This window comes from Tardiphaga sp. vice154 (genome assembly GCF_007018645.1).
Lineage (GTDB): Bacteria > Pseudomonadota > Alphaproteobacteria > Rhizobiales > Xanthobacteraceae > Tardiphaga.
On sequence record NZ_CP041399.1, the window covers coordinates 4560819 to 4583824 of the forward strand.

General features: G+C 64.2%; 23 protein-coding genes, 1 other RNA gene and 2 pseudogenes. 15 read left to right on the forward strand and 11 right to left on the reverse strand.

What is annotated here, in order from left to right; all coding sequences use genetic code 11:
- From FIU28_RS21415 to FIU28_RS21440, 6 genes are all read right to left on the reverse strand, one after another.
- Complete coding sequence (locus FIU28_RS21415) at positions 1–588, reverse strand: 5-formyltetrahydrofolate cyclo-ligase (protein WP_143575143.1); 588 nt, start codon at positions 586–588, stop codon at positions 1–3.
- Positions 578–886: a type II toxin-antitoxin system RelE/ParE family toxin gene (locus tag FIU28_RS21420; protein ID WP_246660760.1), complete on the reverse strand. Its 309-nt coding sequence runs from the start codon at positions 884–886 to the stop codon at positions 578–580. Before FIU28_RS21420 ends, FIU28_RS21415 begins: the two co-directional genes overlap by 11 nt.
- A gap of 8 nt (positions 887–894) precedes the next feature.
- The gene (locus tag FIU28_RS21425) at positions 895–1158 is read right to left on the reverse strand and encodes a type II toxin-antitoxin system ParD family antitoxin (RefSeq protein WP_143575145.1); all 264 of its coding nucleotides are present in this window, start codon (positions 1156–1158) and stop codon (positions 895–897) included.
- Between the two features lie 22 nt (positions 1159–1180).
- A non-coding RNA gene (gene ssrS, locus FIU28_RS21430) (6S RNA) lies at positions 1181–1340 on the reverse strand.
- 54 nt (positions 1341–1394) lie between these two features.
- Positions 1395–1778 (reverse strand): cell division protein ZapA, encoded by a 384-nt coding sequence (locus tag FIU28_RS21435; RefSeq protein WP_143575146.1) that lies wholly within the window; start codon positions 1776–1778, stop codon positions 1395–1397.
- Positions 1775–2116, reverse strand: coding sequence for a DUF4164 domain-containing protein (locus FIU28_RS21440; protein WP_143575147.1), 342 nt, complete (start codon positions 2114–2116; stop codon positions 1775–1777). Before FIU28_RS21440 ends, FIU28_RS21435 begins: the two co-directional genes overlap by 4 nt.
- Before the next feature lie 298 nt (positions 2117–2414).
- Here FIU28_RS21440 and tkt point away from each other — a divergent pair, with 298 nt between their 5' ends.
- The 11 genes from tkt (at position 2415) to FIU28_RS21495 (ending at position 12732) form a co-directional block, all read left to right on the forward strand.
- Positions 2415–4403, forward strand: a complete 1989-nt coding sequence (gene tkt / locus FIU28_RS21445) for a transketolase (RefSeq protein WP_143575148.1) — start codon at positions 2415–2417, stop codon at positions 4401–4403.
- A 122-nt stretch (positions 4404–4525) separates the two neighbouring features.
- Entirely contained in the window at positions 4526–5536 is a 1011-nt protein-coding gene (gene gap / locus FIU28_RS21450) for a type I glyceraldehyde-3-phosphate dehydrogenase (RefSeq protein ID WP_143575149.1), read from the forward strand.
- A gap of 161 nt (positions 5537–5697) precedes the next feature.
- Positions 5698–6900: a phosphoglycerate kinase gene (locus tag FIU28_RS21455; protein WP_143575150.1), complete on the forward strand. Its 1203-nt coding sequence runs from the start codon at positions 5698–5700 to the stop codon at positions 6898–6900.
- Between the two features lie 42 nt (positions 6901–6942).
- On the forward strand, positions 6943–7179 hold the full coding sequence (locus tag FIU28_RS21460; protein WP_143575151.1) for a hypothetical protein: 237 nt from the start codon (positions 6943–6945) through the stop codon (positions 7177–7179).
- A gap of 153 nt (positions 7180–7332) precedes the next feature.
- The gene (gene fba / locus FIU28_RS21465; protein ID WP_143575152.1) at positions 7333–8400 is read left to right on the forward strand and encodes a class II fructose-bisphosphate aldolase; all 1068 of its coding nucleotides are present in this window, start codon (positions 7333–7335) and stop codon (positions 8398–8400) included.
- A gap of 69 nt (positions 8401–8469) precedes the next feature.
- Positions 8470–8679, forward strand: a complete 210-nt coding sequence (locus tag FIU28_RS21470; protein WP_143575153.1) for an antitoxin MazE family protein — start codon at positions 8470–8472, stop codon at positions 8677–8679.
- The gene (locus FIU28_RS21475; protein ID WP_143575154.1) at positions 8676–8999 is read left to right on the forward strand and encodes a type II toxin-antitoxin system PemK/MazF family toxin; all 324 of its coding nucleotides are present in this window, start codon (positions 8676–8678) and stop codon (positions 8997–8999) included. Before FIU28_RS21470 ends, FIU28_RS21475 begins: the two co-directional genes overlap by 4 nt.
- A gap of 46 nt (positions 9000–9045) precedes the next feature.
- On the forward strand, positions 9046–10074 hold the full coding sequence (locus tag FIU28_RS21480) for a class I fructose-bisphosphate aldolase (protein ID WP_143575155.1): 1029 nt from the start codon (positions 9046–9048) through the stop codon (positions 10072–10074).
- On the forward strand, positions 10038–10754 hold the full coding sequence (locus tag FIU28_RS21485; protein WP_143575156.1) for a thiamine phosphate synthase: 717 nt from the start codon (positions 10038–10040) through the stop codon (positions 10752–10754). Before FIU28_RS21480 ends, FIU28_RS21485 begins: the two co-directional genes overlap by 37 nt.
- A gap of 7 nt (positions 10755–10761) precedes the next feature.
- Entirely contained in the window at positions 10762–11847 is a 1086-nt protein-coding gene (locus tag FIU28_RS21490) for a tetratricopeptide repeat protein (protein ID WP_143575157.1), read from the forward strand.
- A 99-nt stretch (positions 11848–11946) separates the two neighbouring features.
- Positions 11947–12732, forward strand: coding sequence for an inositol monophosphatase family protein (locus tag FIU28_RS21495; RefSeq protein WP_143575158.1), 786 nt, complete (start codon positions 11947–11949; stop codon positions 12730–12732).
- A 141-nt stretch (positions 12733–12873) separates the two neighbouring features.
- Here FIU28_RS21495 and FIU28_RS27060 read toward each other — a convergent pair.
- Positions 12874–13514: pseudogene (locus FIU28_RS27060) on the reverse strand (U32 family peptidase); the annotation flags it as partial.
- Positions 13515–13588: 74 nt separating this feature from the next.
- On the opposite strand from FIU28_RS27060, the pseudogene FIU28_RS21505 reads away from it, so the two are divergent.
- Positions 13589–13858 (forward strand): annotated as a pseudogene (locus FIU28_RS21505) (UbiD family decarboxylase); the annotation flags it as partial.
- A 60-nt stretch (positions 13859–13918) separates the two neighbouring features.
- On the opposite strand, the gene FIU28_RS21510 reads toward FIU28_RS21505, so the two are convergent.
- From FIU28_RS21510 to FIU28_RS21525, 4 genes are all read right to left on the reverse strand, one after another.
- Positions 13919–17074 (reverse strand): multidrug efflux RND transporter permease subunit, encoded by a 3156-nt coding sequence (locus FIU28_RS21510; protein ID WP_143575159.1) that lies wholly within the window; start codon positions 17072–17074, stop codon positions 13919–13921.
- A 10-nt stretch (positions 17075–17084) separates the two neighbouring features.
- Complete coding sequence (locus tag FIU28_RS21515) at positions 17085–18287, reverse strand: efflux RND transporter periplasmic adaptor subunit (RefSeq protein ID WP_143576327.1); 1203 nt, start codon at positions 18285–18287, stop codon at positions 17085–17087.
- Positions 18288–18484: 197 nt separating this feature from the next.
- Positions 18485–19540: an SAM-dependent methyltransferase gene (locus FIU28_RS21520; RefSeq protein WP_143575160.1), complete on the reverse strand. Its 1056-nt coding sequence runs from the start codon at positions 19538–19540 to the stop codon at positions 18485–18487.
- Positions 19537–20346: a DUF1295 domain-containing protein gene (locus FIU28_RS21525; protein ID WP_143575161.1), complete on the reverse strand. Its 810-nt coding sequence runs from the start codon at positions 20344–20346 to the stop codon at positions 19537–19539. Before FIU28_RS21525 ends, FIU28_RS21520 begins: the two co-directional genes overlap by 4 nt.
- 180 nt (positions 20347–20526) lie before the next feature.
- Here FIU28_RS21525 and FIU28_RS21530 point away from each other — a divergent pair, with 180 nt between their 5' ends.
- From FIU28_RS21530 to FIU28_RS21540, 3 genes are read left to right on the forward strand one after another with little or no spacing between them, the layout of a single operon-like run.
- Positions 20527–21525 carry a flagellar motor protein MotA gene (locus FIU28_RS21530; protein ID WP_143575162.1) on the forward strand — a complete coding sequence of 333 codons (999 nt, stop codon included), beginning with the start codon at positions 20527–20529 and terminating at the stop codon, positions 21523–21525.
- Position 21526: 1 nt separating this feature from the next.
- Positions 21527–22558, forward strand: a complete 1032-nt coding sequence (locus FIU28_RS21535) for a peptidoglycan -binding protein (RefSeq protein ID WP_143575163.1) — start codon at positions 21527–21529, stop codon at positions 22556–22558.
- Between the two features lie 2 nt (positions 22559–22560).
- Positions 22561–22995, forward strand: a complete 435-nt coding sequence (locus FIU28_RS21540; RefSeq protein WP_143575164.1) for a GNAT family N-acetyltransferase — start codon at positions 22561–22563, stop codon at positions 22993–22995.
- Positions 22996–23006: the final 11 nt, after the last annotated feature.

Genomic DNA, 23006 nt, shown 5'->3' on the forward strand with positions numbered 1-23006 from the left:
TCAGATGCTCCGGAAATCGATGATCTCTCGCTCCGTTAGCACGAAATCCAGCGCAACATCGTGCGGTTCGGCCGGCACCTCGTCAATTTCCTGGGTGGCGAAAGCCAGTCCGATGGCGACGATGTGGGTATGCAACCGCAGCAGGCCGAGCGCACGGTCGTAATGGCCTGCGCCATACCCAATGCGCTGACCGCGGCGGTCGAATGCCGACAGCGGTACCAGCACGATGGTCGGTTGCACGCTGTCGGCCTCGGGCAACGGCTCGGAAATGCCGAGCGCGCCGCGTTGAACGGGGGCGCCCTCGCGCCAGGCGCGAAAGATAAGCGGAGCGTTCTGTCCGGCAATGCTGGGCAACGCGGTCGTGGCGCCCTGCCCCGCCAGCATCGCGAGCAGCGGCCGCGGATCGATCTCGCCGTGGATCGGCCAGTAGCCGGCAACGACGGATGTGGGGGTGATGGGCACCGGCAGCCCGCGGGTGGCGAAGAGGCACTTGGCGTCGGCGTGAATCTCGGGGCTTAGCGATTGTCTTCGTTCGAGCGCGGCCACTCGCAATTTGGCCTTGGCAGCAGCTGCCTCCTCATTGGTCATCAGTATCCTCGTCGGGGGCAATCGCAATGGCGGACAGATCCTGCGCACCATCGACGATGCGGACTATTCGTGGACCGTATTCGTCGATCCGGTAGAGCGCGAGCCAACGTTCAATAACGAGTGCGCGCGCTCCTGCGAAGACGTCAGGTCGCCGCGGACCCAAGCGAGGAAATCCCTTGAGCTGCTCGCAACGTGCTTCGATACGATCAAGCACGCGATCGGCGCTGTGGTGATCGGATGTCGCGATATGCTGCCAGATGTAGAGAATGTCTTCTCTCGCCTGTCGCGAATATCGCATTACGGGGATTATTCTGCAGCGCGCTGCTTGAGACGCGCACGCCCCTCAGCCTTGAGGGCTTCGAAATCCAGTTCACCCGCATCGCCGCTCTCAAGGCCGATGCGATAGGCTTCCTGAAGCCATTTCAGCTTCGCGGCGTCGGACTGCTGCAATACGAGCTGCCGCAGACCCTCTCTGATGACTTCGCTGTCCGAAGCGTACTTCCCGCTCGCAACGCTGGTCTCGACAAAGTCGTTCAAATCGTCGGTCAGCGAGACCTGAAGTTGCTTCATCGCTACCTCCAAGCAAAAATAGTGCGAAGCCGCGGTGGCCGTTGAAGCACTCGATCCCGGAGCACCTACGAAAGTAGGTGGGCACCATGTAGCCAGGTCCACGGACCTGGCCAGGGACAGTTCCCGTGAGGATCGATAAGGCCCCGGGGATATGTGGCTCCTGACGCGCGACGCAGCCTCGCAAAAACAATGTAGGGGCTATGGGGCGCCTGCGCCAGTGGCAAGAAGGCTTGTCCCTACCCGATCGCGATGCCGCCGCCGATGGTGCGGTTGAGGATCTGGGTGGTCTTTTCGATGCGGTCGGCGGCCGAGTTCAATGCGGCGGCGACCGCGCTCTGGGTGGCCCGCGCCCGGTCGGCGGCGACCACGCGGACGTCGCGGAGCGCGGCGAGTTCCTCCTCCAGCGCACCGATGCGCAGGTTGGCGTCGGCCAACTCGTCCGCCATGGTCAACGCCGCCATCACGGTCAGACGGGCGTCACCGATCTCGCCGAACTTGCCGCGCAGATTTTCGACGCGGGATTCGAGGCTTTCAGCCAGCCGCAGCAGGCGGGTTTCCTGGCCTTCCTCGCAGGCCATGCGGTACTGCCGGCCGTTGATGGTGACGCTGACGTGGTTCATGCGGCGTCGCCCGTGGTGTCGTCCGTCTCGAGCACCGCGCGGATGCTGCCGATCGCAACGTCGAGCTTTTCGGCGACCTCGCGGTTGGCGCGCTCCAGCCGGCGCGATTTCACCAGCGTGCCGTCGAGTTCATCCGCCAGCCGCGAGCGGTCGGCGCCGAGCGCCTGGATCCGCGTCGCCAGTTCGTCCTCGTCGCGATCTGCCTCGCGGCGGCGTTCCACGGCGCTCTCCAACGAGGCCAGGGCCGCCATCAGCCGCCGCGTCGCCACGTCGATCTCCGCCATCCCGCTCTGGGCGGGATCCGGGCCGGCAGGACCATAGGCAGGACGATCGATCATTCGGGGAACGTAACCTTGGCTGACAACGCCTGGTGAAAGCTGGCCGACCGTAAAAGCGGCGGCTCGGCAAGCCTTTAGGTGGTGAAATTTACGTGGCAAGCGAGCCCGGCGCAACGCCGCACGGAAGCTATGCACCAGAAAGCGCCACAAAATGGCGCGCGAGAGGTCTACCGGCTTGGACTCTGCTTTGGCCAGATGCTATCCAGCACCTCTCCATTGGCATACCACCACTCTGCAGCGATGCCGCGTTCCCCAGCGGATGCGCTACGTCCCAACATTATTTCAGGCGGAACCCCACATGACGCAGGTTGATCATTCGAAGATGGCCAATGCGATCCGCGCGCTGGCGATGGATGGCGTGCAGAAGGCCAATTCCGGCCACCCGGGGTTGCCGATGGGCGCCGCCGATGTCGCCACGGTGCTGTGGACCCAGTTCCTGAAGTTCGACGCCGCTGATCCGCGCTGGCCGGACCGCGACCGTTTCATTCTCTCCGCCGGCCACGGCTCGATGCTGCTCTACGCGCTGCTGTATCTGACCGGCAACGAGGACGTCACGCTGGATCAGCTGAAGAACTTCCGCCAGCTGCATTCCAAGACCCCGGGCCACCCCGAGAACTTCGTCACCGCCGGCATCGAGACCACCACCGGTCCACTCGGCCAGGGCGTCGCGTCATCGGTCGGCACCGCGCTGGCGGAACGGCTGCTGGCGGCCGAATATGGCGACATCGTCGATCATTACACCTATGTGCTGTGCTCGGATGGCGACCTGATGGAAGGCGTCAGCCACGAAGCCGCAGCGCTGGCCGGCCATCTCAAGCTGTCGAAGCTGATCTTCCTGTGGGACGACAACGGCATCTCGATCGACGGCCCGCTGACGCTGACCGACAGCGTCGACCAGGTGGCGCGCTTCAAGGCCCATGGCTGGAATGCCGTCCGGGTCGATGGCCACGACCAGAAGGCCATCGCCGCCGCGATCAAGGAGGCCCAGAATTCGGACCGACCGTCCTTCATCGCCTGCAAGACCATCATCGGCTTCGGCGCGCCGAACCGCGCCGGCACCTCGAAAGCCCATGGCGAACCGCTCGGCGCCGAGGAACTGGCCGGCGCCAAGAAGGCGCTGGGCTGGGATTACGGCCCGTTCGAGGTTCCCGACGATATCCTGCAGGCCTGGCGCAATGTCGGCAAGCAGGGCGCCACCGCCCATACCGACTGGAACGAGCGTTTCGACGCCCTGCCGGAAGCGACCCGCAGCGAGTTCACGCGCCGGGTGATCGACCGCAAGCGACCGGACGGCCTCCATGAGGCGATCCGCACGCTGAAGCAGAAGCTGATCGACGAGCCGCAGACCGTCGCCACCCGCAAGGCCAGCGAGATCGTGCTGGAAGTGCTGGTCGGCGTGATGCCCGAACTGCTGCTCGGATCTGCCGACCTGACGCCGTCGAACAACACCCGGACCAAGCACGCCAAGGATGTGACGCCGACAGACTTCAGCGGCCGCTACATCCATTACGGCATCCGCGAAATGGGCATGGCGGCGGCTATGAACGGCGTTGCGCAGCATGGCGGCTTCGCCCCGGCCGGCGGCACCTTCATGTGCTTCACCGACTATGCGCGGCCTTCGATGCGCATCGCGGCGCTGTCGCACGTGCCGGTGGTCTACATCATGACCCACGATTCCATCGGACTTGGCGAAGACGGCCCGACGCACCAGCCGGTCGAACACCTGGCGTCGCTACGCTGCATGCCGAACATGCGAACCTTCCGCCCGGCCGACCCGATCGAGACCGCGGAATGCTGGCAGCTGGCGCTGGAGAACACCACAGGCCCCACCGTGCTGGCGCTGTCGCGGCAGAACCTGACGCCGGCGCGCACCGTTCATCATGATGACAATCTGTGCGCCACCGGCGGCTACGAGCTGGTCGCGGCGCAGGGCGAAGCCAAGGTGACGCTGTTCGCGTCCGGCTCGGAAGTCGAGATCGCCGTGGTCGCGCAGAAGCAGCTCGCCGAGAAGGGCATCGCGACCCGTGTGGTTTCGGTGCCGTCGCTCGAACTGCTGCTGCAGCAGTCGCCGGAGAAGCAGGCAGCCATCATCGGCAAGGCCCCGGTCAAGATTGCGATCGAGGCCGCCGTGCGGTTCGGCTGGGACGCCGTGATCGGCCATGACGGCGTGTTTATCGGCATGTCGACCTTCGGCGCCAGCGCGCCGGCCAAGGAGCTCTACAAATATTTCGGCATCACGGCAGAAGCCGTCGTGGACGCCGCCACCAAGCGCCACAACGCGGCTTAACCCTGCCGGAACGCCGGCGCATCCGACACATTGCGCCGGCGTTTCAATCAGGGCATGAAACGGCCGTTAAACGTACCTATATGCAGGTAATACGCAGGTTTAGAACGACAGGGAGAACTTGAATGGCAGTCCGGGTTTCGATCAACGGGTTTGGCCGCATCGGCCGCAACGTCCTGCGGGCGATCTATGAGTCCAAGCGCACCGACATCGAAGTGGTCGCCATCAACGATCTCGGCTCCGTCGAGAGCAACGCGCATCTGCTGCGCTTTGATTCCGTGCACGGCCGTTTCCCCGGCGAAGTCACCGTCGATGGCGACAGCATCGATATCGGCCGCGGCAAGATCAAGGTCACCGCGGTACGCGATCCCAACACCCTGCCCTGGAAGGACCTCGGCATCGACATCGCGCTGGAATGCACCGGCATCTTCAGCGCCAAGGCCAAGGCCTCGATGCACCTCACCGCAGGCGCCAAGCGCGTGCTGGTCTCGGCGCCGTCGGACGGCGCCGACGCGACGATCGTTTACGGCGTCAACCACAAGACGCTGAGCAAGGACCATCTGGTCGTTTCCAACGGCTCCTGCACCACCAACGCGCTGGCGCCGGTCGCCAAGGTGCTGAACGAACTGGTCGGCATCGAAACCGGTTTCATGACCACGATCCACGCCTACACCGGCGACCAGCCGACGCTGGACACGCTGCACAGCGATCTCTACCGCGGCCGCGCCGCGGCGATGTCGATGATTCCGACCTCGACCGGTGCCGCCAAGGCCATCGGCCTGGTGATGCCGGAACTGGCCGGCAAGCTCGACGGCGTCTCGATCCGCGTGCCGACCCCGAACGTCTCGGTGATCGATCTCAAGATCATTGCCAAGAAGTCGGTCACCCCGGCCGAAATCAACGCCGCGTTCAAGGCTGCCGCCGAGAGCGGCGACCTCAAGGGCATTCTCGGCACCACGGCGCATCCCAACGTGTCGATCGATTTCAACCACGATGCCCACTCATCGACCTTCGCCTTCGACCAGACCAAGGTGCAGAACGGCACGCTGGTCCGCGTGCTCTCCTGGTACGACAACGAATGGGGCTTCTCCAACCGCATGGCCGACACGGCCGTTGCGATGGGCAAGCTTATCTAGCCGCTTGCACAAGAGAACACGATGACGCAATCGCTCTGGGTAGTTATTCCGGTTGGCGTTCTTTTCTTTGCGTTCATCGTGTTCGCGCTTCGTCAAGGAACGAAGATCACCCCGTCGCGTGACGGCCATCGTTTCGATGACCATGATAGCGGATCAATACCATGACCAATTCCTTCCGCACTCTCGACGATGTCGATGTTAAATCGAAGCGCGTGCTCGTGCGCGTCGATCTCAATGTCCCGATGGACAATGGCCGCGTCACCGATGCGACCCGGCTGGAGCGCATTGCAGCGACCGTGACCGAGATCGCCGGCAAGGGTGGCAAGGTCATTCTGCTGGCGCATTTCGGCCGGCCGAAGGGCGTCGATCCCAAGCAGTCGCTGAAGCCGGTGGCCGCCGCGCTGGCTGACGTCATCGGCAAGCCGGTCGCCTTCGCGGAAGATTGCGTCGGTGACGTCGCCGCCAAGGCCGTCGCTGCGATGAAGGACGGCGACATCCTCTGCCTGGAAAACACCCGCTTCCATCCCGGTGAGGAAAAGAACGATCCCGCTTTTGTCGCCGAACTGGCCAAGCTCGGCGACATCTGGGTCAACGACGCGTTCTCCGCCGCGCACCGCGCCCATGCCACCACCGAAGGCCTCGGCCACAAGCTGCCGGCCTTTGCCGGTCGCACCATGCAGGCCGAACTCGACGCGCTCGGCAGGGCGCTGGATGCGCCGACCCGGCCGGTGATCGCCATCGTCGGCGGCGCAAAAGTGTCGTCAAAGATCGATCTTCTGGAAAACCTGGTCACCAAGGTCGATGCGCTGGTGATCGGTGGCGGCATGGCCAATACCTTCCTGCACGCGCAGGGCATCGGCGTCGGCAAGTCGCTGTGCGAGAAGGATCTGGCCGCCACCGCCTTGCGCATCATCGAGAAAGCCGAAACCGCGAACTGCGCGATCATCCTGCCGGTCGATGCGGTGGTGGCGTTCAAGTTCGAAGCCAATGCGCCGTCGCAGGCCTATGGGCTGGATGCAATTCCCGAGGACGGCATGATCCTCGACGTCGGCCCGCAATCGATCGAGCGCATCAACGCCGCGATCAACGACGCGGCGACGCTGGTCTGGAACGGCCCGCTCGGCGCGTTCGAGATGGCGCCGTTCGACACCGGCACCGTGGCGGCAGCCAAGCATGCTGCGGAGCGCACCAGGGCGAAGAAGCTGATTTCCGTCGCCGGCGGCGGCGACACCGTGGCGGCGCTCAATCACGCCGGCGTCGCGGATGATTTTTCGTACATCTCGACGGCGGGCGGCGCTTTCCTGGAATGGATGGAAGGCAAGCCGCTCCCGGGCGTGGATGTTTTGAAGGTTGCAAAAGATTGACACTACGCTTGCCGGACGCGGTGTTTATGGTATGTTCCCAGCATGGCAGAGCGTCCAACAGATGTAACGCTGGATATCCTGATTGCGATCAGGGAGGATATCGCGTCGTTTCGTGCGACGGTCGAGCATCGGTTCAATCGGCTCGAAGAGGATAATCGCAAGCACCGTCGAAACAGCGCCGGGATGCTGGTCATGATGCGAGCGACGGCCGGCGATTTCGACGAGCGGGTCAACGCCGTGGAAGAGCGCGTGGCGGCGCTGGAAGCCAAGACAAGCTGATAAGGCGGCCTCTGCCGACCATCCTCCCCTGCCGCATCGTCCGCGACCATCGGTGACTTGGATTTCTGCGTCTGTCGCGTTAAGAGCGGTGACCATTTCAGACCGTTGGTCCCACGGATCGACAGCACCGTTCTTACCTCGCAAGGAGTTCCCATGGCCCGCATCACGTTGCGTCAGTTGCTCGATCATGCCGCGGAACACGACTACGGCGTCCCCGCCTTCAACATCAACAATATGGAACAGGCGCTGGCGATCATGGAGGCGGCATCCAGCGTGGACGCGCCGGTGATCATCCAGGCCTCGCGCGGCGCCCGCTCCTATGCCAACGACATCATGCTCAAGCACATGATGGACGCCGTCACCGAAATCTATCCGCAGATCCCGGTCTGCGTGCATCTCGACCATGGCAATGGACCTGCGACCTGCATGACGGCGATCCAGGCCGGCTTCACCTCGGTGATGATGGACGGCTCGCTGAAAGCCGACGGCAAGACCCCGGCCGACTGGGACTACAATGTCGGCGTCACCAAGACGGTGACCGACATGGCGCATCTCGGCGGCATCTCGGTCGAGGGCGAGCTCGGCGTGCTGGGCTCGCTGGAGAGCGGCATGGGCGAGGCCGAAGACGGCCACGGCGCCGAAGGCAGGCTGTCGCACGACCAGCTGCTGACCAATCCCGACGAGGCTGTGAAGTTCGTCAAGGAAACCCAGGTCGATGCGCTGGCGATCGCCATGGGCACCTCGCACGGCGCCTACAAATTCACCCGCAAGCCGGACGGCGACATCCTCGCGATGGGCGTGATCGAGGAAATCCACCGCAAGCTGCCCAACACCCATCTGGTGATGCACGGATCCTCCTCGGTACCGCAGGACCTGCAGGAGATCATCAACAAATTCGGCGGCAAGATGAAGCCGACCTGGGGCGTGCCGGTCTCGGAGATCCAGCGCGGCATCAAGCATGGCGTGCGCAAGATCAACATCGACACCGACAACCGGATGGCGATGACCGGCCAGATCCGCAAGATCCTTTCGGAGCATCCGGAAGAATTCGATCCGCGCAAATATCTGAAGCCGGCGATGGAGGCGATGGTCAAGCTGTGCAAGCAGCGCCTGCAGGAGTTCAACACGGCTGGACAGGCAGGCAAGTTCAAGACCATCCACACCACCGCCGACATGGCCAAGCGCTACGCTTCCGGCGAACTGGCGGCCAAGATCGCCTGATCTTCCCGGTTCGTTATTGAACGTCCGGCCGACCTGCCATATGTTACATGTAACGTGTGGAGGTCGGCCATGTCCGATGGAGCCAGGCGCGTGCGCAAGCACCGCGAAAAGATGAAGGCCGCCGGCCTCAAGCCGGTGACCATCTGGGTGCCGGATGTAAATGCGCCTGGTTATGCGGAAGATATCCGCAGGCAGTGCCTGATCCTGAGGAACGATCCGCAAGAACAGCAGATCTTGGCCGAGATTGAGCAACTGTTCGACGCTGAAGGCTGGAAGTGAGACGAGGCGAAATAGTGTCGGTCGTCATCCCGGGCGACTACGGTAAGCCAAGACCCGCACTGATTGTCCAAGCGGATCGTTTCTCCGGCATCCCTTCACTGACGGTGCTCCCGCTCACCAGTGACTTGCGCAGCGTACCCGCGTTGCGTATCGACGTTGATCCAGACGCCGCGAATGGGCTCAGGCTTCCATCTCAAATTATGGTCGATAAGATCGTTAGCGTTGGAATCGGCAAGATTGGCGATCGGATCGGTGAGCTTTCCGATGAAGGAATGGCATCGGTGGACCGCGCCCTTGCCGCTTTCCTTGGCTTTGCCTGACATCCGTCACCTTTCGCCTTCAAGACTTCCGCCGACAGGACATCCGATGAACCTTGCCGATCTGAACAAAATCGCCCGCGCCATGACGGCTCCCGGCAAGGGGCTGCTGGCGGCGGACGAGTCGGGCGGCACCATCAAGAAGCGCTTCGATGCGATAGGCGTGGAGTCGACTGAGAACTCCCGCCGCGACTATCGCGAGATGATGTTTCGTTCGAAAGACGCGATGTCGAACTTCATCTCCGGCGTCATCTTGTACGACGAGACGATCTGGCAGGACGCCGCCGACGGCACGCCGCTAGTGAAACTGATCGAACAGGCCGGCGCGATCCCCGGCATCAAGGTCGATGAGGGCACCCAGGCGCTGCCGAACTGTCCCGGCGAACTGGTCACCGTTGGCATCGACCGCCTCGCCGAACGGCTGGCAAAATACTACAAGCGCGGTGCGCGCTTTGCGAAATGGCGCGCGGTGATCGATATCGGGCACGGCATTCCCAGCATGACGGCGATCTCCGTCAACGCACATGCGCTGGCGCGCTATGCAGCGCTGTGCCAGCAGGCGCAGATCGTGCCGATCGTCGAGCCGGAAGTGCTGATGGACGGCGACCACGACATTGATCGCTGCGTCGAGATCACCACGCGCGTGCTCAACAAGACCTTCCAGGAATTGCGCCTGCAGCGCGTCGCGCTGGAAGGCATCGTGCTGAAGCCGAACATGGCGATCCCCGGGAAGAAATCGCCCACGCAGGCGAGCATCGCGGAAGTCGCCGAGAAGACCGTCCGAATGTTGAAGAACTGCGTGCCGGCAGCGGTGCCCGGCATCGCCTTCCTGTCCGGCGGCCAGTCCGGTGAAGACGCCACCGCGCATCTCGACGCCATGAACCGAATCGGCGGGTTGCCGTGGCCGCTGACCTTCTCCTATGGTCGCGCGCTGCAGGCCGCGCCGCAGAAGGCGTGGGCCGGCAAGACGGAAAACGTCGCCGCCGGCCAGCAGGCTTTCACCCACCGCGCCCGCATGAATTCACTCGCCAGCAAGGGCGAATGGACGGCGGATCAAGAAACGAAGAAGGCAGCATAGTCTTGGCCAAGCCCGTTCCACCGCCGCCCGCGCCCCGGCTCTATCTCGCAACCCCGCTGCTGGAAGACCCCGCGGCGCTGATTGGCATGTTGCCAGCGCTGCTGAAAAAGGCCGACGTGGCCGCGGTACTGGTGCGGCTGAAGACCACCGACCAGCGCACCATGATCTCGCGCATCAAGGCACTGGCCCCGGCGATCCAGCCGAGCGGCGCGGCGCTCCTGATCGATGGCCATGCCGAACTGGTCGCGCGTGCCGGCGCCGACGGCGCCCATCTGGATGGCATCGAAGCGTTGGAAGATGCGATGCCGTCGCTGAAGCCCGATTGGATCGCCGGGGTCGGCGGACTGCCGACGCGGCACGATTCGATGGCGGCGGGCGAAGCCGGCGTCGATTACGTGCTGTTCGGCGAGCCCGACGCCAATGGCGAACGACCCTCGGTAGAAGCGATCGCCGAACGGCTGCAGTGGTGGACCGAATTGTTCGAGCCGCCTTGCGTCGGCTATGCCGCCACGCTGGACGAGGTCCGCGAATTCGCCGCCGCCGGCGCCGATTTCGTGCTGGTCGGCGACATGATCTGGGACGACCCGCGCGGGCCCGCAGCGGCGCTGCTGGACGCCGAAGCAGCGATCAAGCAGGGTTATGCCGCGGTTTCCGCCAAAGCCGCTGCCGAGCAGGAATGACGCCGGAATGAAGGTTCTGCGTTGCCTCACACTCTGGGCCGGATGCGCGCTCGCGATTGCTCCCGCGGCAGCGCAGATCTCGCTGACGCCGCCGTCCGCCCAGGCACCGCCGAAGGCACCGGCCAAGGCCGCGCCCCCGAAAGCGCCGCCCAAGGCAACGCCGCCTGCTGCGAAGGCGCCGGCTGCCGCCGCCAAGAAGGCCGCCCCCGCCAAGCCGGCCGAGCCCGCGGCCGCCTCACCGACCGACCCCAACCTCGATCTGGTCTACGGCGCCTATCAGCGCGGCCAGTACAAGACCGCCTTCGACCTCGCCACCCAGCGCGCCCAGGAGAACAACGACCCCAAGGCGATGACGATGCTCGGCGAGCTCTATTCCAACGCGATGGGCGTCAAGCGCGACTATGCCAAGGCGGCGGAGTGGTATCAGCGCGCCGCCGAGCGCGGCGACCGCGAGGGCATGTTTGCGCTGGCCATGCTGCGATTGTCCGATCGCGGCAAGACCGGCAACCGCGAGGAAGGCGCCAAATGGCTCGCCTCCTCCGCCAAGCTCGGCAATCCCAAGGCGGCCTATAATCTCGCGCTGCTCTATCTCGACGGCCAGACCTTTCCGCAGGACCTCAAGCGCGCCGCCGAACTGCTGCGGGTGGCGGCCGATGCCGGCAACCCGGAAGCGCAATACGCGCTGGCGACGTTCTACAAGGAAGGCACCGGCGTCGAGAAGAACCTCGACAAGGCCGTCCGGCTGCTGCAGGCCGCAGCCTTGGCCGACAATGTTGATGCCTCCGTCGAATACGCCATTGCGCTCTACAACGGCACCGGGACACCGAAGAACGAGGCCGGCGCCGTCGCGCTGCTGCGCAAGGCGTCGAAACAGAACAGCCCGATCGCCCAGAACCGGCTGGCGCGGGTACTGGTCAACCGCGCCGACGCCGCCGACAGGATCGAGGGGCTGAAATGGCACATCGTCGCCAAGACCGCCGGCAAGGGCGACCTGTTCCTCGACGAGGCGCTGGCCAATGCCACGCCGGAGGACCGGACCAAGGCGCAGGACGCCGCCCGCAAATGGCTGGGCAGCCCGACCAGCCCGAAATGATCGGCCCTTGACCTTCGCCCGCTTGCAGGGCACCCATCGCCCAGCAAATCCCCTGTCCTTCCAATTGAGACCTGACCTTTCAGGTCACCGAGCGCAATCATGATCAATTCAGCCCTGATGAACGTCATGGTGAAAGCCGCGCGCCGCGCCGGCCGCAGCCTCAAGCGCGACCTCGGCGAGGTCGAGAATCTGCAGGTCTCGATGAAGGGCCCCGCGAATTTCGTCAGCCTCGCCGACAAGCGCGCCGAGGAAATGCTCTACACCGACCTCAACAAGGCGCGCCCCGGCTACGGCTTCCTCGGCGAGGAAGGCGGCAACCGCGAAGGCACCGACAAGAGCCACATGTGGGTCGTCGATCCGCTCGATGGCACCACCAACTTCCTGCACGGCATTCCGCATTTCGCGGTCTCGATCGGGTTGCTGCGCGAGGGCGTCGCCATCGCCGGCCTGATCTACAATCCCGCCAACGACGAGCTCTACATGGCCGAGAAGGGGTCGGGCGCGTTCCTCAACGATAGCCGCCTGCGCGTCGCCGGCCGCAAGCAACTCAACGAATGCGTCATCGCCTGCGGCCTGCCGCATATCGGCCGCGGCGACCATGAGTTGTCGCGCCGCGAAATGTCGGCGCTGCAGCCGAAGGTCGCCGGTCTGCGCCGCTTCGGTGCGGCATCGCTGGATCTCGCTTTCGTTGCCGCCGGTCGTCTGGATGGCTACTGGGAGCGCAATTTGCAGCCGTGGGATATCGCGGCCGGCATCGTGCTGATCAAGGAAGCCGGCGGCACCGTCGGCGACATCCATGGCGGCGACGTGCTGAAGACCGGCAACATCGTGTGCGGCAATGAATTCGTGAACGGCGAATTGACGAAAATTTTGAAGCCGCTCTAAGCAGCGGCGAGTGTGGGCTCTTTCTTCCTTCTCCCCTTGTGGGAGAAGGTGGCACGGCCGCAGGCCGTGACGGATGAGGGGGCCTGCGGAGCTCGGAGCTTGTGGCTCCCCTCACCCGTCTCGAACCGCTGCGCGGTTCGATCCACCCTCTCCCACAAACGGCTCGTCGTCGAATGTCGATACCGCCAGCCCGTCCGGATTCTGCTCGCAGACGAAGCGGCAACTATCCTTCGTGAGATCATGCAGGAGGGCATGATAGCAGCGCGCCGAGATGGCCAGCGGCGCACGGCCGAAACCGAACACTTCGAAAGTAACGTCCGGCAGGGCCGCGGCGATGGTCCGGATCGACGTCATCGGCAATTCCGGCGGCAGGCAGATCCGCACCGCGCCGCGCCGCGCGAGGCAAAATAGTTCGCCGCCGCCTCGTTGTAGACATTGACATACGGCCCGATCGCATGCGGCCGTCCGGCCAGCAGGCCGAGCACGGAGATGTCGTTCATTTCCATCTGCAGGGCGGTGACGTCGGCCAGTTCGACCATCTGCTTGCGCTCGCGCGGCAGCGACATCAGCGTCAGCGCGCCGAGGATGACCTGCTTGCCGCAGGCCAGGAGCCGGGCCACCGCCGACGGCATGTGATCCTTGAGGAACGGCGAGCGCTTCGAGCAGATGATCTCGCCGATCACCACGGTATCGACCGCCGCTTCCTCCGCGATACGATAATAGAAATCGCGCCACTCGTCGGGCTTCCAGTTGAACAGCACCGGTCCGAGCGTCAATTGCATGTTTGAACTCATTGCTTCACCTACCAACGTCCCCGTCATCGCCATGCCTTGCGGTAGGCGCCGACCGTGGTGGACTCGTCGATGACGACATCAACGTGCGCGACTGGACCGACGTGATGTGGGCGGTATCGACGCGCTCCGACCCGTCGCGCGACCTGGTCGTGGTCAGCGACACCCCGATCGACTATCTCGACTTCGCCTCGCCGAAATCCGGCCTCGGCGGCAAGATGGGCATCGATGCGACCAACAAGATCGGCGCCGAGACCTCGCGGCCGTGGGGCGAGGTGCTCGCAATGGACCCGGCGGTGATCGCGTGGGTCGATGCGATGTGGGACGAGCTCGGGGGTTTCGTGAGGCCGCTTTACGAGCCGTCCCCGCGAAGGCGGGAACGGCTCGTGGCGCGTTTAGTGCGGAACGGCGTGCGGCGGCACTGGCGATGCGTCGGCTGGCGGAGTCGTTTCCCTGGCCTTGTCCGGCGAGAACAGCCGCTGGATCGAGACGAAGAACACCGGCACCATCAACAGCGCCAGGATCACCACGGCGATCATGCCGCCGGTCACCGAGGTGCCCAGCGCATTCTGGCTCTTGCCGCCAGCACCGCTGGCGAACACCATCGGGAGCACGCCGCAGATGAACGCCAGGCCCGTCATCACGATCGGGCGGAAGCGCAGATAACAGGCTTCCATCGTGGCATCGATCAGCGATTTGCCACCGGCGCGCAGATCCTTGGCGAATTCGATAATCAGAATCGCGTTCTTCGCCGCCAGACCGATGATCGTGATCAGACCCACCGTGAAGTAGACGTCGTTCGGCAACCCGCGCAACGTCGCGGCCAGCACAGCGCCACAGATGCCGAGCGGCACCGTCATCAACACCGCCATCGGGATCGTCCAGCTCTCATAGAGCGCGGCGAGCACCAGGAACACCACCAGCGCCGACAGCGCGAGCAGGAACGGCGCCTGCGAGCCCGACAGCTTTTCCTGCAGTGACTGGCCGGTCCATTCGAAACCGAAGCCGCGCGGCAGCAGACGGGCGAGGCGTTCCATCTCGGCAATCGCGTCGCCCGAGGTGAAGCCCGGACGCGCTTCACCGGAGATGCGGACCGCCGGATAGAAATTGAAGCCGGCGATCTGGGTCGGCCCCTTTGCCCACTCCACGGTGGCGAACGACGAGAACGGAACGAGCTGCCCGCGGCTGTTCTTGACGTTGTAGTTCAGGATGTCGGTCGCGTTCATCCGGTTGGCAGCTTCCGACTGCACCACGACGCGCTGCATGCGGCCGCGGTTCGGGAAGTCGTTGATGTAGTTCGAGCCGAGGTTGGTCGAAATCGTGGAGTTGATGTCCTCGAAGGTGACGCCGAAGGCGCCGGCCTTTTCGCGGTCGATCATCAGATTGACCAGCGGCGCCGGCGGCAGGCCTTCGACGAACACCTTCTGCAGCACCGGGCTGGCGTTGGCGTCGGCGATCAGCTTGTCGGACGCGGCGTTGAGCGCGACCAGCCCCTTTTGTCCCCGATCCTGCAGACGGAAGCTGAAGCCCGAGGAATTACCGAGGTTGTCGATCGGCGGCGGCTGCAGCGCCGAAATCTTGGCATCGCGGATCGACGACAATTCGCGGTTGATGTCGTCGACGAGGGCCGCGGCGGAGTCACCGGGCGGACGCTCCGACCAGTCCTTCAAGGTGATGAAGGCCTGCGCGGTGTTCATGCCCTGACCGAGGAAGCTGAAGCCGGTCAGGAACACGACGCTCTCGATGCCGGAGCGCTTGGCCAGATAGGCTTCGACCTTCTCGATCGCGCCCTCGGTGCGGGCGAACGAGGAATCCGACGGCGTCTGCACGTCGGTGGTGATGAAGCCCTGATCGTCGATCGGCAGGAAGCCGCCGGGCATCCGCATGAAGCCCCAGGTCAGGCCGACCAGCAGCGCGACGTAGACGATCAGCAGGCGTCCGGTGCGCTGGATCGACCAGCCCACCGTCCGCGAATAGCCATCGCGGGTGGCATCGAGCTTGCGGTTGAACCAGCCGAACACGCCCTTCTTGGCGTGACCGTGGCCTTCCTTGATCGGCTTCAGGAAGGTGGCGCACAGCGCCGGCGTCAAGGACAGCGCCAACAGCGCAGAGAACCCGATCGACGCCACCATGGTGACGGAGAACTGCCGGTAGATGATGCCGACCGAGCCCGGGAAGAACGCCATCGGCACGAACACGCCGATCATCACCAGCGTCACGCCGATGATCGCGCCGGAGATCTGGCCCATGGCCTTCTTGGTGGCTTCCTTCGGCGGAAGCCCCTCCTCGCTCATGATGCGTTCGACGTTCTCGACGACGACGATGGCGTCATCGACCAGAATACCGACCGCCAGCACCATGCCGAACATGGTCAGCATGTTGATCGAGTAGCCGGCCAGCAGCAGCATCGTGCAGGTGCCGAGCAGCGCGATCGGCACCACGATGGTCGGGATCAGCGTGTAGCGGAAATTCTGCAGGAAGATGAACATCACGATGAAGACGAGCGCGACTGCCTCCAGCAGCGTGTGCACCACCTTCTCGATCGAGGCTTCGACCACCGGCGTGACGTTATAGGGGATGTCATAGGCGATATTGGCCGGGAAGAAGTTCGACAGATCCTTCATCTTGGCTTCGATGGCGGCGGCGGTGGCGAGCGCGTTGCCTTTGGGCGACATCAGCACCGAGAGGCCGGCGGTCGGCTTGCCGTCGAGCCGGGTGGTGAACTGGTAGCTCAGGCCACCGATCTCGATGCGGGCGACGTCGCGCAGCCGCACGGTGGAGCCGTCGGAATTGGCGCGCAGCACGATGGCGCCGAATTCCTCCGGTGTGGAGAGCTGGCCTTTGACCAGCACCAGCGACGACGTTTTGGTGGTCGCCGTCGACGGCTCGGCGCCGACGCTACCGGACGCGACCTGAGCGTTCTGCGCGGTGATCGCCTTGTTGACGTCGTCCGAGGTCAGATTGTAGCCGACCAGCCGGGCCGGATCGACCCAGACGCGCAGCGAACGCTCGGTCGAATAAAGTGAGGCGCGGCCGACGCCCGGGATGCGGCGGATTTCGCCGAGCACGTTGCGGATCATGAAGTCGCCGAGGCCGACTTCGTCCATGCTGCCGTCGGTGGAACGCAGCGTGATGATGTTCAGCACCGCCGCCGAGGCTTCCTCGACCAGAATGCCCTGCTGAATGACAGCCCGCGGCAATCGCGCTTCAACGCGCTTGAGCCGGTTCTGCACTTCCACGGAAGCCTGGCTGGTATCGGTGCCCGGCACGAAGTTCGCGATGATTTCGACCGCGCCGAGCGAGTCCGACGTCGATTCGAAATTCAGGATGCCGGCGGCGCCGTTGAGCTCTTCCTCGATCAGCCGGGTGACTGAATTGTACAGATTCTCCGGCGATGCGCCGGGATAGCTGGTCGAGATCGAGATCGAGGGCGGCGCAATGATCGGATATTGCGCGATCGGCAGTTGCGGAAGCGCGATGGCGCCGAACAGACAGATGAACAGCGCGACGACCCAGGCGAAAATCGGCCTGTCGATAAAGAAATTAGCCATCTGTCAGGTCTCAGGGCTTTACGCGCGGCTGATCGCCGGCCGCCGCGTTATGGGCCGTTTCGGCCAACGGCCACGGCATCGGCTTGACTTTGTCTCCCGGTGCAAACTTCTGGAAGCCCTCGACGACGACTTTTTCGCCGCCCTTCAAGCCTTCGGTCACGAACCACTGACCGTCCTGGATCTGCCCCATGCGGACCACCTGCGTGGCGACATGGCCGTCGTCCTTGACTACGAACACCTCGCTGCCGCCGCCGCCGTTGCGCTGTACCGCCTGCTGCGGAACGGCAATCGAGTCGGTATCGATGCCCTGCTCGATCTTGACGCGAACATACATGCCCGGCAGCAATTCCCGCTTCGGATTGGGGAACTGGCCGCGCAGCGTCACCTGCCCGGTGAAGGCATCGACCTTGGCCTCGGAGAACAACAGCTTGCCCGGCAGCGGATAGACCTGGCCATCGTCGAGTACGAGGCGGACGCGCGCGGCATCGTCCGCGATCTGGTCGAGGTCGCCGCTCTCGAAGGCGCGACGCAGCGTGTTCATCTCGCTGACCGACTGGGTGAAGTCGGCATAGATCGGATCGAGCTGCTGGATCGTGGCCAGATTGGTGTTTTCGTTCTGCACCACCAGTGCGCCTTCGGAGACCAGCGCCGCACCGATGATGCCGCTGATCGGCGCGCGGATGGTGGCGTAATCGAGATTGAGCTTGGCGCGCGCAATGTCGACCTTGCGGCCGGCGATTTCGGCATCGGCCTGACGCATGGCACCGACGGCTCTCTCGCTTTCGGCTTCGGATACCGCCTTCTGGCTGAACAAAGTGGTAATGCGGTTGGCCTGCTGTACGGCCAGATCATAGGCGGCGGTCGCCTTGGCCAGTGCGGCCTCGCTGGCCTGCAACTCGACTTGGAACGGCTTCGGATCGATCCGGTACAGCGGCTCGCCGGCCATCACGACGCTGCCCTGATGGAACATGCGCTCGACGACGATACCGGAGACCCGCGGACGAACATCCGCTACGCGGGTCGGCGCGATCCGGCCTGGCAATTCACGAATCAGCGAACGCGCCTGCGGCTTGACGGACACGACGCTGACTTCGGGCTCTGTCGCCTGAGCCGACGCAACGGCCTGCTTTGGCTCACCGCATCCTGCCAGCAGCGGCGCGAGACCCGCCAGCAAGAAGGCCAGGCCTGCGGAGCGAGCGTTGAATATCGTCATCGTCGGTATGGTTCCCATTTCAGGATCGTACATGCATCAACGGAGCCGCCGGACTGTGTCCATCGCGACTTTTTCCGGATATTCCGAACCTGCTTGATAGCTTAGGATAGATCAGAAGCGCTGCAGCGCAACAGATTTGGCGGCGGCTCAATGCCACATGGGCCTATCGGCTTGATTATACAGCGAGTTCCAATGACTCACGCGATCGTGTGCCTGCGTGAACTCGGGTCAGCGGCGGTCATCCGGTAGTGGCTGACGCCCCACTCGCTTCCCTCGGCGTAGCCGAACAGGCCCGCCGTCGCCAAAAAGAACCAGCGCCAGCGTCGCATCCAGAGCGCGGTGTCGCGGCCATAGACCGGGCGCAGGATTTTTTCGATCGCACGACGGTTTCGATCAAAGTTCGCAAGCCAGTCGAGCGCCGTGCGCTGGTAATGCACGCCGCTCCAGCGCCACTCCTTCTCGACGGCCAACAGATCTTCGTACTGACGGATCAGTTGATGGCTCGGCATGACGCCGCCGGTGAAGAAGTGTTGCGCGATCCAGTCGTCCTGGTCGGCGCGGTCGAACAGATAGGTACCCGAGCGATGCGTGAAGATGTGCATGAAGAAGCGGCCCTCCGGCGCCAGCCACGATCGCACGCGCGCCAGCAGCTCCCGCCAGTTCATCATGTGCTCGAACATCTCCACGGAGACGATGCGATCGAACGTCTGTCCGGGCTCGAAGACGTTCATGTCTTGCGTGACGATCCGCAGATTTTCGATGCCGCGCGACGCGGCTTCGGCTTCGATATATTCGCGCTGCGAGTGCGAGTTCGAGACGGCGGTGATGTGAGCGCCGGGAAACTGCCGCGCCATCGACAGCGACAGCGAGCCCCAGCCGCAACCGAGTTCGAGAATGTTCTGTCCATCCACCAGGTCGGCGTGCTCGATGGTCTGGCGCAGCGCCTCTTCCTCGGCCTCCTGCAGCGTCGATTCGGGCTCCTTGTAGAAGCACGACGAGTATTTGCGGTTCGGCCCCAGCACCAGCGCAAAAAACGCCGCCGGCACTTCGTAATGCTGCGCATTGGCCGCATCGGTATGCTCGGCGATGCGGCGCACCGTCATCAATTCGGCAAAGCTCGCATCGGTCGAGACATCGGACAGTGCCAGCCTCTCGGCCGTGCGCGAGCAAAGCTGCTGGATGCCGGCCCGGATCAAAGCGTCCGGCAGAGGCACACGCTCGGCGGTGCCGATGATGCGGGAGACAACGCTCATGGAACGGCCTCCTTCGGCGGCAGCGGGAAGAACACGCTGGTGCGGTCCTGGTACGCCCTGTAGGCGTCGCCGCGCGATTTCAACATCTGCGCTTCCAGCGGCGGCACGCCGGTGACGTAGCGCAGGATCCAGAACATGAACAACGGCGCCAGCAAGGTCGCAAAGCCCCATGGGTAGTCCAGCGACAAAGCGATCACCGGATAGGCCAGCCAGCCGAACCATTCGAAGAAGTAATTCGGATGCCGCGACCAGCGCCACAGCCCGCTATCGCAGACCTTGCCCTTATTGTCGGGTTGGCTCCGAAAGGCCTTGAGCTGCGAATCGGACAGTGCCTCGCCGGCGATGCCGCCGAACAGGATCAGCACGCCGAGTGCATCCTGCCATCGCAGCGCCGGATCGGGAAAGCGCGCTGCGACGAAGATGGCGAACACCAGCGGGATCGACGCGAACGCCTGATTCTGCAGGAACATGAACATCTTCTTCGGCGAATCGACGCCCCACTCCTTAGCAAACGCCGCGTAGCGCGGATCGTCGGTGATCCCCCGCGTGCGCGCGGCGATGTGCGAGCCGAGCCGCACCGACCAGATCGCCACCAGGGCTGCGACCAGCCACTGCCGGGCGCTTGGCGCGGCACCTGCTACCGGCCACAGCGCCGAGCCGGCGCCGACGAGGCCGAGCGAAAACGTCCAGATCGTATCGACCCAGCCCGAATTGCCCGTGCGTTGTTGCACCAGCCAGGCCCCCGCCATCAGGATCGACATGGACACGGCGATCAAGGCCAGCGCCTCAAGATACAAAATCGTCATGGAAAGTCCCGATAAGCGGCTGAAATTATGCGTGTCTGACAAATACGCTACAGTTCAAGCCGGGTTTCAACCTGAAGTTCCGCGGGACAGCGGCTGATCCAGCGGTATCGATCTTTTTTTGTCGCCCGGCTGTGCCATATTGCGCATCTGATCCGTTTCTCCGAGGAAGATGACCTCCCCATGGCGCCAAGCCCAACCTCCCGCTCCGCGATGGAGATCGAACTGACCAAGCTGTCCTCGCCCCGGATCTTTCTGGTGCGGATGGTGGTGTTCCTGGTGCTGTGCGCGCTGGTGATGACGGTGCTCTACAAGCAGATCATGACCGCGTTCTTCGCCAATCCGGGCCTCAACGCGCTGATCGGCGGCGTGCTGGTGATCGGCATCATCCTGTCGTTCCGGCAGGTGGTGCGGCTGTATCCCGAAGTGTCCTGGGTCAATAATTTCCGGATCTCGGATCCTGGTCTGGCACTCGACAGGCGCCCGACCCTGCTGGCGCCAATGGCGGCGATCCTGGGCGGTGAACGCTCGGGGCGGATGTCGATCTCGCAGCAGACCATGAGGCACCTGCTGGATTCGATCGCTACGCGGCTGGACGAGGCCCGCGACATCTCGCGCTACATGACCGGCCTCTTGGTGTTCCTCGGCCTGCTCGGCACGTTCTGGGGCCTGATCGAGACCGTCGGCTCGGTCGGCAAAGTGATCGAGGGGCTGAAGGTCGGCGGCGATTCCGGCTCGCTGTTCGACACGCTGAAGGAAGGCCTTGCCGCGCCGCTGGGCGGCATGGGCATCTCGTTCTCGTCGTCGCTGTTCGGCCTCGCCGGCTCGCTGATCCTCGGCTTCCTCGACCTGCAGTCGAGTCAGGCGCAGAACCGCTTCTACACCGATCTGGAAGACTGGCTGGCCTCGACCGTGAAGGAATATTCCGGCGAGAGCGCCGCCGGCGCCTCCGGCGACCTGCAGCACGCCATCGAGCGACTGCGCGTGACGATGGAGGAAGGCGGCAACAACCGCGGCACCACCGCGGCGATGGCCAACCTGGCGGATGCGATCCAGAGCCTGGTGGCGCATATGCGTACCGAGCAGGAAATGATCCGCGAATGGGCCGACGGCCAGGGCGAACAAAGCCGCGAGATCAAGAAGCTGCTCGAGCACATCGCCCGCCAACCCGAGAAGAACTGACATGGCCCTCGCGCGCGGACGCCGCTCGTCTTCGGAATTCAACTACTGGCCCGGCTTCGTCGATGCGCTGTCGACGCTGGTGCTGTCGATCGTGTTCCTGCTGTCGGTGTTTCTGGTCGTGCAGTTCTTCCTGTCCAACGAAATCAACGGCAAGGACAAGGCGCTCGAGCAACTCACCGCGCGCCTCGCGCAGCTCAACGATCTGCTCTCGCTGGAGAAGCTCGGCAAGCTCAACCTGGACGACCAGCTGTCGCAGATGCGCGCCGGCCTGTCTGCCGCCCAGACCGAGCGCGACCGCGTCAAGGGCCTCTATGACGGCCTCGCCAGCGCCGGCAACGACGCTGCCGGCCGCGCCTCCGAACTCAACAAGGCGCTGGATTCCGAGAAGCAATTATCCGCGCGCGCAGCCGCTTTGGTCGAGGTGCTGAACCAGCAGATCTCGGCGCTGCGCCGCCAGCTCGCCGCACTCGAAGACGCGCTCGATGCCTCGGAGAAGCGCGGCCAGGAATCGCAGAGCCGCATCGCCGATCTCGGCCAGCGGCTCAACGTGGCGCTGGCGCAGCGCGTGCAGGAACTGTCGCGCTACCGCTCGGAATTCTTCGGCCGGCTGCGCGCCATCCTGGGCAACCGGCCGGACATCCGCATCGTCGGCGACCGCTTCGTGTTCCAGTCCGAAGTGTTCTTCGATGCCGGACAGGCCCTGCTGCTGCCGGAAGGCAAGGCCGAGCTCGACAAGGTCGCCAGCGCGCTGACCGATCTCGACAAGCAGATCCCCGCCGAGATCGCCTGGGTGATGCGGGTCGATGGCCATACCGACTCGCGGCCGATCCTCAACAGCCCGCTGTTCAAGTCGAACTGGGAACTGTCGAGCGCGCGCGCGATCTCGGTGGTGCAATATCTGGTATCGCTCGGCGTGCCGCCGCAGCGCCTCCTGGCCGCCGGCTTCGCCGAATTCCAGCCGCTCGATACCGCCACGACCGAGGAAGCCTATCGCCGCAACCGCCGCATCGAGCTGAAGCTGACGGAGCGCTAGAGGTGAAGCTCCGCCTTTATCGCGAGAGCGACCAAGAGGCGTCGATCGCGCTGTGGCTCACGACCTGGCGGCAGGCCTACCCGTCGATCGACTTCGACGCCCGCGTCGACTGGTGGCGCGAGCGCTGGCGCACCGAGCTGGTGCCGGTGGCGCAGATCGTCGTCGCCGAGCAGGACGGCGCGCTGATCGGCTTCGTGACCATCGACGACACCGGCTATCTCGACCAGCTGGTGGTAAGCCCGGCGCAATGGGGCGCGGACGTCAGCCGCGCGCTGGTCAATGAGGCCAAGCGATTGTCGCCCGGCGGCGTGACGCTGAAGGTCAACGCCGACAATTTTCGCGCGATCCGGTTCTATGAGCGCAACGGGTTTGCGAAGACCGGCGAGGAAGTGAATTCGTCGGGGCGCGCGGTGTGGCTGATGGCGTGGACAGCCTAAGCAAGCCAGCT

What these genes read in the sequence shown, in the direction of transcription:
- FIU28_RS21415 (WP_143575143.1), bottom strand. Translation starts at nt 588, where the DNA reads ATGACCAATGAGGAGGCAGCTGCTGCCAAGGCCAAATTGCGAGTGGCC.
- FIU28_RS21520 (WP_143575160.1), bottom strand. Translation starts at nt 19,540, where the DNA reads ATGAGCGTTGTCTCCCGCATCATCGGCACCGCCGAGCGTGTGCCTCTG.
- FIU28_RS21510 (WP_143575159.1), bottom strand. Translation starts at nt 17,074, where the DNA reads ATGGCTAATTTCTTTATCGACAGGCCGATTTTCGCCTGGGTCGTCGCG.
- FIU28_RS21535 (WP_143575163.1), top strand. Translation starts at nt 21,527, where the DNA reads ATGGCCCTCGCGCGCGGACGCCGCTCGTCTTCGGAATTCAACTACTGG.
- FIU28_RS21470 (WP_143575153.1), top strand. Translation starts at nt 8,470, where the DNA reads ATGTCCGATGGAGCCAGGCGCGTGCGCAAGCACCGCGAAAAGATGAAG.
- FIU28_RS21495 (WP_143575158.1), top strand. Translation starts at nt 11,947, where the DNA reads ATGATCAATTCAGCCCTGATGAACGTCATGGTGAAAGCCGCGCGCCGC.
- FIU28_RS21480 (WP_143575155.1), top strand. Translation starts at nt 9,046, where the DNA reads ATGAACCTTGCCGATCTGAACAAAATCGCCCGCGCCATGACGGCTCCC.
- FIU28_RS21435 (WP_143575146.1), bottom strand. Translation starts at nt 1,778, where the DNA reads ATGAACCACGTCAGCGTCACCATCAACGGCCGGCAGTACCGCATGGCC.
- FIU28_RS21530 (WP_143575162.1), top strand. Translation starts at nt 20,527, where the DNA reads ATGGCGCCAAGCCCAACCTCCCGCTCCGCGATGGAGATCGAACTGACC.
- FIU28_RS21485 (WP_143575156.1), top strand. Translation starts at nt 10,038, where the DNA reads ATGGACGGCGGATCAAGAAACGAAGAAGGCAGCATAGTCTTGGCCAAG.
- FIU28_RS21440 (WP_143575147.1), bottom strand. Translation starts at nt 2,116, where the DNA reads ATGATCGATCGTCCTGCCTATGGTCCTGCCGGCCCGGATCCCGCCCAG.
- FIU28_RS21420 (WP_246660760.1), bottom strand. Translation starts at nt 886, where the DNA reads ATGCGATATTCGCGACAGGCGAGAGAAGACATTCTCTACATCTGGCAG.
- FIU28_RS21425 (WP_143575145.1), bottom strand. Translation starts at nt 1,158, where the DNA reads ATGAAGCAACTTCAGGTCTCGCTGACCGACGATTTGAACGACTTTGTC.
- FIU28_RS21460 (WP_143575151.1), top strand. Translation starts at nt 6,943, where the DNA reads ATGGCAGAGCGTCCAACAGATGTAACGCTGGATATCCTGATTGCGATC.
- tkt (WP_143575148.1), top strand. Translation starts at nt 2,415, where the DNA reads ATGACGCAGGTTGATCATTCGAAGATGGCCAATGCGATCCGCGCGCTG.
- FIU28_RS21490 (WP_143575157.1), top strand. Translation starts at nt 10,762, where the DNA reads ATGAAGGTTCTGCGTTGCCTCACACTCTGGGCCGGATGCGCGCTCGCG.
- FIU28_RS21455 (WP_143575150.1), top strand. Translation starts at nt 5,698, where the DNA reads ATGACCAATTCCTTCCGCACTCTCGACGATGTCGATGTTAAATCGAAG.
- FIU28_RS21515 (WP_143576327.1), bottom strand. Translation starts at nt 18,287, where the DNA reads ATGACGATATTCAACGCTCGCTCCGCAGGCCTGGCCTTCTTGCTGGCG.
- FIU28_RS21525 (WP_143575161.1), bottom strand. Translation starts at nt 20,346, where the DNA reads ATGACGATTTTGTATCTTGAGGCGCTGGCCTTGATCGCCGTGTCCATG.
- gap (WP_143575149.1), top strand. Translation starts at nt 4,526, where the DNA reads ATGGCAGTCCGGGTTTCGATCAACGGGTTTGGCCGCATCGGCCGCAAC.
- fba (WP_143575152.1), top strand. Translation starts at nt 7,333, where the DNA reads ATGGCCCGCATCACGTTGCGTCAGTTGCTCGATCATGCCGCGGAACAC.